Below are 9,501 nucleotides of genomic sequence, written 5' to 3'. Positions count from 1 at the left end.
ACCCGCTACGCCTCCCAAATTCGCGATGCCGAACGCGACGAAAACCGGCCTCACGACCACCAACCGGACCTGTTCGACGGACCGGATTTCGACGATCCCCTGTTGTTCTGAGTCCCGCCACCGCGCTTGATCCACCTCGCGCCGCCGGCCCACACCCCGGCCGCGCGAGACCGGGGGAGCGCTTCGCCGACCCCCATCACGCAACTTGATCGCGAAACCATCAAAATCGCTGACCGCACTCACTCAGTCAGGTTGCGCTGGACACTCTCTGCAACCCATTCAGCCTGTTCGACCTCGTCGGCGAACGCCCGCGAGACGACGGCATCTTCAGGCTTCAGGAGCCGGTCGAAGAAGTCCGGGTATGACTGCTTGGCCCGCTGAAGCGTTACCTGGGAGCCGAGGGCCAATACCCCGTCAACGGTCTCATAACCGATATCCGCCCAGAGATTCGGGTCATCGAAGTGTTGGACGAGCTTAGGGTCTCGGTAAATCCCGAATCCTAGGACATGCGCCAGCGTCAACGCCCAGGGTGTGTTTCGATAACAAACCGGTAGGATGACGTCCTGGCGAGGTCGACCCGATTCGTTCAGAATGGTCACCAAAGGCTCGTTAGCTGCGTTGACCCTGAACAGCTCCCCCGTGCTGGGCATCACGCTCTCCGACAGGGTCTGAAGCTCGTCGTACGCCCAGATGATCCGCTTCGGATCCTTGGTGAAGCGGTAGACGAGGCGGAAGAGTTCAGGCGGCATATCCTGCGCCTCATCGATCAGTACCGCATCGTAGATAGGTGGATTCGGGGCCTGGGCGGTTTGTGCAAGGAGTTCCCGGCAGATGCCCTGGAAGGCGCCATCCGTGCCATACCTGGCCTTGCCGTACATGAAGTCCCGCGGAACCACGTTGGAGTACTCGGCAAGCGACGAGTACAGGCCCTCGCGACCACGGCCGCCCCACGCGTGCAGGATCTTGACGCGATCCCAGTTGGGCTCGTCGTTCATGTGCTCGAAGGAAAAGCGCCGGATCAAGTCTTCGAACTGTTGGTACAAGGACCGCGAGAAGAAGGTGATGGCGATGGTCCAGTCCGGGTGCTGGGAGTGCAGGTAGGCGGCCTTCAACGCGAGAACAATGCCAGCTTGCGCCCGGCCCTAAGCTCATCATGCCGACCGAGGTTCGCATCGATCGCATAGAAGAGCTGGTCTTGCGCGTCCTCCAGATGCTGCCACACCGACTGGTCATCTGCCCGAGGCGTTTGGCCATGGAACTTGAACACGATCAGTCCATGCTGCTCCGTGAGTAGCAGCGCATCCACAACCACCTTTTCGTCGGCCGACGCGATGACGGGGTAGCCGATGTAGAAGGTTCCGTCCAGCTACATGCCCTGCAGGATATCGGCGAGCTGGGACGCAACTTGGCGGTGGTCAGTCTCGCCGTAAACGATCTCAAGCATGGTCGTCGTCTCTTGGTTGGCTGTCGAAGCTGCGCTGACGCAACACAAAGGCTACCGCCTCGACGATCGCTGCGTCCATGATCGCGTTGCCCAAATCCGCTATCACAAGCGGCTTGGCAGCGGCGAGCGCGGCGCCCCGGTCGACTTGTTGTAGCTGCCCGAGAAGAACGCGACGCAGTTCAGCAGACTACATCTGCCGCTAGTGACCCCGGCCCGATCTATTGCGACGAATGCTCGAACAGGATCGACAAGTCACTTATTAAACGATAGATTTCTCTCTGAGAATCTTTTCATCAATCGTCTCGCCGCCGCGATCCGAGAGAGCGCCAAGCCTTGAGGACGAAACAGCAGCTCGCGCAGGAGCGCCTTGCCGGCGTGCTCGGGGGTCGGGCCGCCGTCCGGGCGGCGGATCTGGCCCGGGAGCTGGAGATCAGCGTCCCCACGCTGCACCGACTGCTGGCCGCGAGCTTCCTGCCCATCCTGGTCGCGGGCAAGGCACGGCGGACCCGTTACGCCTTGCGCCGGTCCTTACGGGGCGACGCGGGCGAGTACCCGCTCTATGCCGTCGATGCGTCCGGCAGCGCGACTCAGCTCGCAACCCTGTCCGCTGTCGCCCCGTCGGGATCCTGGATGGCCCTCACGGGAACAGACTGGCCGCTGGTCGAGGAGGCGCGCGAGGGATGGTGGGATGGCCTGCCCTACCCCCTGTACGATATGCGTCCGCAGGGTTACCTCGGCCGCCAGCTCGCGCGCGGGATCCAGCGGGAGCTGGGGACGCCGGACAATCCCGATTTCTGGAACGACGACGACATCCTCTTCGCGCTGAGCCGTGTCGGGACGGATACCGTCGGCAACCTCATCCTCGGCGATACCTCCTGCGAGCGCTGGCAGCGGGAACGGCTCTTCACCCTGGAGCCTTTGCGCGAAGCGAGCACGGCCTCCGCCTACGCGGATCTGGCCGAGCAGGCGCTGGCGGCGGGGGTGGCGGGATCGAGCGCGGCGGGCGAGCATCCCAAGTTCCCGGCCCGGCGCGAACTCGCCGGTCGACCGACGCCGCATGTTCTGGTCAAGTTCTCGGGCGCGGACGACTCAGCCGCGGTCCGCCGCTGGGCCGACCTGCTGGTCTGCGAGCATCTGGCCCTGGAGGGTGCGCGCGGCTTGCCGGGCGTGGCCGGCGCCCACAGTCGTGTTCTGTCGCACGCCGGGCGAACCTTCCTCGAGGTCGAGCGCTTCGACCGCCACGGCGCCTTCGGCCGCAGCCCACTCATCAGCCTGGAGACGGTCAACGCGGCGCTGCTCGGCCTGGACGCCCACGACTGGCCCCGCCTGGCCGATGGCCTGGTCGCAGCGAGGCTGCTGGAGACGGAAGATGCCGCGCGGATCCACCACCTCTGGTGGTACGGCCGGCTGATCGCCAACACGGACATGCACCCGGGAAATCTCAGCTTCCAGCCCCTCACCGGGCGCCTTCGCCCGGCACCCGCCTACGACATGCTGCCGATGCGTTATGCGCCGCTGGCGGGTGGTGAGCTGCCCACGTCCGAGTGGACGCCACCGCTCCCGCTGCCCCGCGAGCGTGAGACTTGGCTCGCCGCCTGCGGGGCTGCCTTGGCCTTCTGGGAGCGGATGGCCGTGGACGCGCGGATCAGCGCGGGATTTCGCGAGCTCGGAAGCCGCCATAGCCAGGCATTGCGCGACCTGGCCGAGCGGGTGTAGTCAAGCTCCGGTCGTCCTGCTTCCCGGCACCGATCAGTTTCCAAATCTCTCACGGAGACACGGAGACACGGAGACACGGAGCCTTCGCAGAGAAACTCCCGGGTTCTCCGTGCCTCCGTGTCTCCGTGAGAGGCTTTTCGAACTGGAACCAGGGTGCCGACTGCACCTTCACCGCAGCCGCGTGACGCCGTATCGCTTCATCTTCTGCCAGAGTGTCTTGCGGCTGATGCCGAGCCGGGCGGCGGTCGCGGTCATGCTGAAGTCCTGCTCGGCCAGCGCGGCTTCGATGGCCGCGCGCTCGCTCGCTTGCGTCTGTGCCTTCAGACCCGTCTGCGCCGGCGCATCCTGCTCGCCGTCCAGAGCGAGCCGTTCACCCTGCCCCAGGATGCAGGCGCGTTCGAGCGTGTGCTGTAGCTCGCGCACGTTCCCCGGCCAGGTGTGCATCAAAAGGCGTTCGCGGTCCTCGGATGTCAGTACCCGCCGCTCCTGCGGCACACGTCGCCCGTAATCGGCAACGAACCGCTCGGCAAGCCAGAGGATGTCTTCCGGACGCTCGCGCAAGGGCGGGATCGGGATCTCGAGGACGCGGACGCGATAATAGAGATCCTCGCGAAAGCGCCCCTCCCGGACCAGTGCCGCCAGATCTTGGTGTGTCGCGCAGACCAGACGCGCCGGAACCTCGACCGGCTCGCTGCCCCCGATACGCGTCAGCTGACGCTCCTGGACCACGCGCAGCAGCCGCGACTGAAGTGCGAGCGGCATGTCGCCGATCTCGTCGAGGAAGAGGATGCCGCTGCCCGCCTGCTCGAAGACACCGGCTCGGCGGCGGTCGGCACCCGTGAAGGCCCCCTTCTCGTGTCCGAAGAGCTCGGCCTCGATCAGGGTCTCGGGCAGGGCCGCGCAGTTGACCGCCACAAAGGGTGCGTCGGGACATTGGAGTCGGTGCAGATGACGTGCGACCACCTCTTTGCCGACGCCGGATTCTCCGCCGATCAGGAGCGGGGTGTGCGCATGGCGTGCCATCCTGGCAAGCTCGCCGGCGAGGTGTCGCATCGACGCGGAGATCCCGAGCGGTTCGTCACCCAGCGTGTCCATTCCGCCACCGCCCACCCCGGCGAGCGCACGGAGCTTCTCGATCAGGGCCGTCGGATCGAGCGGCTTGGTGAGATAGTCCGCGGCACCGAGTTTGAGGAGGCGCACGGCATCCTCGATAGTCCCGTAGCCGGTGATGAAGAGGCTGGGCGGGATCCGCACCCGTTCGTCGAGCAGCCGCGCGAAGAGGTCCGCTCCGGAGAGATCGGGCAGATTGACGTCGATGACGGCAAGGTCGGCCGTGCCGGCCGCCAGGGCACGCATCCCGTCGCCGCCGGTGCGATGCCAGACCACGGCGAAGCCTTCCAAACCGAGCCGCTCCATAAGGGCCTCGCCCATGATGGGATCGTCCTCGATCAGACAGACACGGATCATGCCGGGGACTCCGGCGCCAGCGGCAGGGCGACAAGAAACCGGGTGAGCTCGCCCTGCGTTTCGGCCCGAATGGTGCCGCCGAGCTGCGAGACGATTTGGTAGCACACCCAGAGCCCGAGGCCCTGCGTGTGCGGTCGGCTCGCCGGATAGGGCTCGAACAGATGCAGGAGCCGCTCGGGCGGAATGGCGCACCCGCTGTTCTCGATCCGCATCATCAGTTGGTTGTCCTGCGTGGTGATCCAAACCCCGACATGACCACCGTCTTGCGCGGCTTGGACGGCATTCAGCACCAGATTCAACAGGAGCTGGCGGACCGGGGAGGCCGGGAGGTCGATCGCGGTGTGGCAGTCGTTCTCCCAACTCAGCGCGATCCGCGCCTTGACGCTGTTCGGCTGGACCAAGGTCTTCACGTCATCCAGGTCTTCTCGCGTCAGGGTGCGAAGATCCGCCCGCGCCTCGACCAACAGCGCGGACACCGAGCCCTGGATCTGGCGCAAGGCGCGCTCCAACAGATCCAGGAGACGCTCGGTCTGCGCATCGACCGGATGGGCACGCCGATAGGTGTCGATGGCCATCAGCATACCACCGAGCGGATTGTTGACCTCGTGGGCGACCCCGGCAGCGACCCGCCCGACCGCCGCCAGACGCTCGGCCTGGATCATCTGCTGCTCCAAGGATTCCTTCTGCGCGAGCGCCGAGAGCATCGCCGCGAACTGCCGCCCGAGGCGCCCGATCTCGCTGTCGCCGTCGGGCAGGGTGCACTGCATCCGGCGTGGATCTTCGCGGGCGACGCGCCCCATACAGTCAGCCAACTGCACCAGTGGCCCGACCATGCGTCGCCCCCAGAGCCAGCCGATCGGCAAGAGGACGGCCAGGATCGCGCCGGTCACCAGGACGCCGCCGAGGAGGATCTCGCGAAACCGGGGCAGATAAGGCGCGTCGGAGAGCAGGGCGATGAGCTCGCCGACCTTGGAGCCATCGCTGTAGAGCGGCAGACGCAGCACGCGGCGGACATCGTCGCGATCGACCGCAGACACGCGTCCGGGCGTCTCGTCGATGACCTGCGGCTGTGCTTTAGGGAGCCACGGCAAGGCGCTCTCGATCGGCTGATCCAGGCGGAAGCGGCGCGGGCGGTTGCTGGCAAAGATCCGTCCGGACTGGTCGACCAGGATCCAGACCGCATCGCCGCCGCCGTCGGGACCGCGCAGCAACGAGAAGGCCAACCAGACATCGTCGTTGCGCAAGGCCTGGATCTGGACACCGGCCATCGCGTATCCGAGGGTCATGGCGTTGCGGCCCTGGTCCTCGCGCAGATTGGTCAGGGTCTGCAGACCCAAGGCAACGGCCATCGAGAATGCGGTCACCACGGCTGCAATACTCAGACTCAGCGGCAGCCGCAGCCGATAGCTCGACAGCGGAAGCGTCACGCGCCGTCCCCTCCAGCCAAACGACCGGCCATTCGTGCGATGTCGTCATAAAGATCAGTCGTCTCGAGACCAAAGCTGTCGAGATTGAGCTCGTTCAGGAGCGCCCGACCGGCCGTATCCTGAACCTGGCTCAAGAGCACGCTCCGGATGGCCTGCCGATCGGGCTCGGACAACGCCGGACCGGCAACGATCGGCGGGAAACCGAAATCAGGCGAGCGCTCCAGCACGCGGGTCTGTGCCGTCAATTCGGGATGACCGCGCGCGAGGGTTTCCCAGACATAGCTGTCGACAGCCGCGCCGTCGGCCAAGCCTTCGGCCACCGCCTCGACGCTACGCGGATGTCCCCAGGTGAAGAAGGTTCGACGGAAGAAACGGTCCGGATCCCGGCCGTCGCCGGTGAGTCGAAACCGCGGATAGAGATACCCCGAATTGGAATCCGGATCGGCCCAGGCAAAAAGCTGGCCCTCCAGGTCATGCAGCCGCTGGATCTGCGCATCCGCGCCGACGATGAAATAAGACTGATAGAGCGGACGACCTCGAAAACGCGGCACCGCAATCAGCTCCAGATGCGCCCGGTTCCGGACATAGGGATAACCGCAGATCCAGGCCAGATCGAGGCGACCTTGGAGTAAAAGATCCAGGATCTCGCGATAACGCGAGCGTTGGACGAAGACCAGGGGCCGCCCGAGCTGAAGCTCCATCCAATCGGCCCAGGCTTCGAGAAAGGCAATCCGATCATCGAGCACGACCGGCGTCAAACCGAACCGCAATGGCTGGCTCGATGCGCGGACGGGGGCCGCTCTGCCGCCGGCGAGGCCGACGCCGGTCGCCAGCAGACCGGAGAGAAAGGTTCGGCGTGAGCTCAGGGACGACATCGGGCATTTCTCGGAAGGCGTGACGACGGCCTCGCGTTGAATCAGTCGGCGGCGTCAAGAGCAGAGGGATTGAGTACATCCATGGTTTCGTCGCCCATGCCCATCACGAGCACGCCTTTTGATGTGGCATAAGTGATGATGCTCTGGTCCGGGTAAAGACTGGCCAGCACGCCGATTAAACGACGGTCCGCGTATTCCGGAAAGACCTGCGGAAACTCCGACAAGACCCGCAGCAACTCATCGACGTGTGCACTAATCAGACGACTCTTCGTCTGGTTGATCAGGACGTCCCCCGGACAGACGAGGAGCGCGTCGTACTCCCGACTATCGCCGTTGAACCGACGGCGCAGACGGATACCGAACAGATCGGGCTGCGGACAGCCCAGAAGGTCTCGCGCAACCCGCGGGAGGTTCGGCGCAACGATATCCTCAACCAGGGTTCCGAGACGATTCGCAAGGTCCCCCCACTGCCGGTTCATCGACTTGCGGTCGCGCTCCGCCTCTTCCCGGTAACGCAAGGACTCGTTCTTGAAGTCGAGCATCTCGTCTTTGAAGGCACTCATTTCATCCTTGAAGGCACTCATTTCATCCTTGAAGGCACTCATTTCATCCTTGAAGGCACCCATCTCGTCCTTGAAGACACCCATCTCCTCTTTGAAGACACCCATCTCGTCTTTGAAGGCGAGCATCTCCTGCTGCAAACGAACCTGGCCGTTGTAGGCCTTGTTGAACTCGACACCGACACTTCGGGTGAAGGCTTCGAGCGCATCCTCCAAACGATCAACACGACGTTCCAACACGGCGGACATGGTGCAGACCCTCGATCACTCGCTCTGATTTCAACACGGTCAGTATGGCGCAGTTGGCGCGTACACACCAACTTGACTGCAGGCCATGGCCTCTCGTCCCGGCCATCCATCGCGCTCGCCACCGCGTTTACTTTCGGTAACGTATGCCGATACGCGTTACGACCATCCCACCCATCTGTTTTCCCGCGCTTTTCAACAGGGACGCGGGGGGTCGCGTTACCTTTAGGTAAGCACACATCGCCCCGACGGGGTTGGTTCTTATCCAACACCTCCACTTTTTATTATGTATATCAATGATCTAAAAAACTCAGCAAGCTGCTCTGGTATGTCGAATGCTTTCCGAAGCTCACCCAAACCCGAATCGCCCACCCTCGACCACATCGAGCACCACTGAATCGGTATGACAACAGCCAACGTGCATCGTCCCGACCGCCACCCTGCACGAGCGCTCGGTCCGACCACCCGCCTCGCCATTCCTGCAGACGTATGCATTCCGGCTCGGTTCCCGGAGCTGTCGTGTCGACGCTGCACGGACGCCTGCCCTACCGGCGCACTGGTCGCGACATCGGCTGGGCCCGCTTTGGCCCCGGGCTGCGTGGACTGCGGCCGCTGCGCTGTGGCTTGTCCGACCGATGCGCTGTCCGTGCCGGGATTCGAAATCACTCCGACGACGAGCGGGATGATCGCGATCGATTGCTGGCGCGTGCCGGCCAAGGACTCGCCGAGCGGTGCCGTGCGGGTGCCCTGTCTCGGGGGACTCTCCACTGCCACACTCGCCGAGCTGACGGCCGAGGCCGACGGACGCCCCGTCGCCTTGCTCGATCGCGGCTTCTGCGCCCGCTGTCCGGCCGGGGGACGCGAGCATCCCGACACCCACCCCGCTGCACCCGTCATCGACGAGGTCCGACGGCTGCTTAAGGACTGCGGGGTGGCCCCGACCGATGGGCCGCGCCTGCTCGCGATGCCCCTGCCCGCCGCTCGCATGGTCGAGGACATGGGCGAGCCGCTGCTGGAGTCTCGGGTCAGCCGACGCGCGCTCTTTACTGGACAAGCGCTTCGGACCAGCCAACCGGCGTCGGCGCCGCACGCGACTCCGCCGGCCCAAACCGCGAGCCCCGGCCGCCAACGCCTGCTCGACGCCCTGCAACGCCTCTCGGCAGCCGAGCGACCCCTGCCCGCACGGCTCTTCCCGAGCCTGACGGCAAACCAAGACTGCGCCGACCACCGTGTCTGCGCCAGCGCCTGCCCCACCGGCGCACTGACGGGTTACGCCGATCACGCAGCGCGGGGTCTGCGCTTCGACGCCGCCGCCTGCATCGCCTGCGATCTCTGCACCCAACTTTGCCCCGAGCAGGCGCTAACGCTCGATGTCTCGGGCGAGACGACGACCGACCGAGCACCGAAACACCTCACCCGACATACGACACGAACCTGTCCCGAATGCGGAGCGGAGCACAGCAACCCCGAACCCGTCTGCCCGGCATGCCGACGCGATCGCGACTTCGCCCGCAGTGCCTTCCTGGCGTTTAGCCACCAGCCGCCAGACCAACACGCTGGAGGCCGAAGGCCAAATGGCTAGCCCGTCTTTGACTATTCGCGCCCATTTTGCGCGTAACCCATTGTTCAGCATAAGCCGCAGGGGCGAAGGTCGGCACTACAGGCGATTAGTGTATAAGGGCATGAAGCGCGGCGGTGATCCTCGGTGGCGGCTGCGCGGGCAGCTGCAGATTCAGCCGGTCGAGCAGCAGTTGCTGGTCGGCCTC

9 protein-coding genes and 1 pseudogene are annotated in these 9,501 nt (G+C 65.0%); 4 read left to right on the top strand and 6 right to left on the bottom strand.

Translation table 11 applies throughout. The features are described 5' to 3' along the window. Window positions 1–239 precede the first annotated feature (239 nt). Together AADX97_RS27915 and AADX97_RS27910 are read right to left on the bottom strand one after the other, a co-directional pair. Window positions 240–1,112, bottom strand: coding sequence for a hypothetical protein (locus AADX97_RS27915; protein ID WP_374237330.1), 873 nt, complete (start codon window positions 1,110–1,112; stop codon window positions 240–242). Beyond that, the gene (locus AADX97_RS27910; protein ID WP_374237332.1) at window positions 1,109–1,306 is read right to left on the bottom strand and encodes a hypothetical protein; all 198 of its coding nucleotides are present in this window, start codon (window positions 1,304–1,306) and stop codon (window positions 1,109–1,111) included. Before AADX97_RS27910 ends, AADX97_RS27915 begins: the two co-directional genes overlap by 4 nt. A gap of 136 nt (window positions 1,307–1,442) precedes the next feature. Between AADX97_RS27910 and AADX97_RS27905 the strand changes: the two genes are divergently transcribed. Together AADX97_RS27905 and yjjJ are read left to right on the top strand one after the other, a co-directional pair. Beyond that, window positions 1,443–1,598 (top strand): hypothetical protein, encoded by a 156-nt coding sequence (locus AADX97_RS27905; RefSeq protein ID WP_374237333.1) that lies wholly within the window; start codon window positions 1,443–1,445, stop codon window positions 1,596–1,598. Window positions 1,599–1,777: 179 nt separating this feature from the next. After that, complete coding sequence (gene yjjJ / locus AADX97_RS27900) at window positions 1,778–3,160, top strand: type II toxin-antitoxin system HipA family toxin YjjJ (RefSeq protein WP_374237334.1); 1,383 nt, start codon at window positions 1,778–1,780, stop codon at window positions 3,158–3,160. Between the two features lie 168 nt (window positions 3,161–3,328). Here yjjJ and AADX97_RS27895 read toward each other — a convergent pair whose 3' ends face one another. Genes AADX97_RS27895 through AADX97_RS27880 form a run of 4 tightly spaced genes read right to left on the bottom strand, consistent with a single transcriptional unit; the run spans window position 3,329 to window position 7,738 of the window. Beyond that, window positions 3,329–4,627: a sigma-54-dependent transcriptional regulator gene (locus AADX97_RS27895; protein WP_374237335.1), complete on the bottom strand. Its 1,299-nt coding sequence runs from the start codon at window positions 4,625–4,627 to the stop codon at window positions 3,329–3,331. Continuing rightward, window positions 4,624–6,054 carry an ATP-binding protein gene (locus AADX97_RS27890; RefSeq protein WP_374237336.1) on the bottom strand — a complete coding sequence of 477 codons (1,431 nt, stop codon included), beginning with the start codon at window positions 6,052–6,054 and terminating at the stop codon, window positions 4,624–4,626. Before AADX97_RS27890 ends, AADX97_RS27895 begins: the two co-directional genes overlap by 4 nt. Further along, window positions 6,051–6,929 carry a PhnD/SsuA/transferrin family substrate-binding protein gene (locus AADX97_RS27885; protein WP_374237337.1) on the bottom strand — a complete coding sequence of 293 codons (879 nt, stop codon included), beginning with the start codon at window positions 6,927–6,929 and terminating at the stop codon, window positions 6,051–6,053. The genes AADX97_RS27890 and AADX97_RS27885 overlap by 4 nt, the downstream gene beginning before the upstream one ends. A 41-nt stretch (window positions 6,930–6,970) precedes the next feature. Continuing rightward, complete coding sequence (locus AADX97_RS27880; RefSeq protein WP_374237338.1) at window positions 6,971–7,738, bottom strand: hypothetical protein; 768 nt, start codon at window positions 7,736–7,738, stop codon at window positions 6,971–6,973. Window positions 7,739–8,138: 400 nt separating this feature from the next. Between AADX97_RS27880 and AADX97_RS27875 the strand changes: the two are divergent. Continuing rightward, window positions 8,139–8,378 (top strand): annotated as a pseudogene (locus tag AADX97_RS27875) (4Fe-4S binding protein); the annotation flags it as partial. A 39-nt stretch (window positions 8,379–8,417) separates the two neighbouring features. Then, complete coding sequence (locus tag AADX97_RS27870; RefSeq protein ID WP_374237339.1) at window positions 8,418–9,317, top strand: NADH-quinone oxidoreductase subunit I; 900 nt, start codon at window positions 8,418–8,420, stop codon at window positions 9,315–9,317. The last annotated feature ends 184 nt before the right edge of the window (window positions 9,318–9,501 follow it).

Origin of the sequence: Thiocapsa sp. C2-2m (assembly GCF_041903745.1) — a bacterium.
Taxonomy (GTDB): domain Bacteria; phylum Pseudomonadota; class Gammaproteobacteria; order Chromatiales; family Chromatiaceae; genus Thiocapsa; species Thiocapsa roseilacustris.
This window is presented reverse-complemented; position numbering and strand designations above follow the sequence as displayed.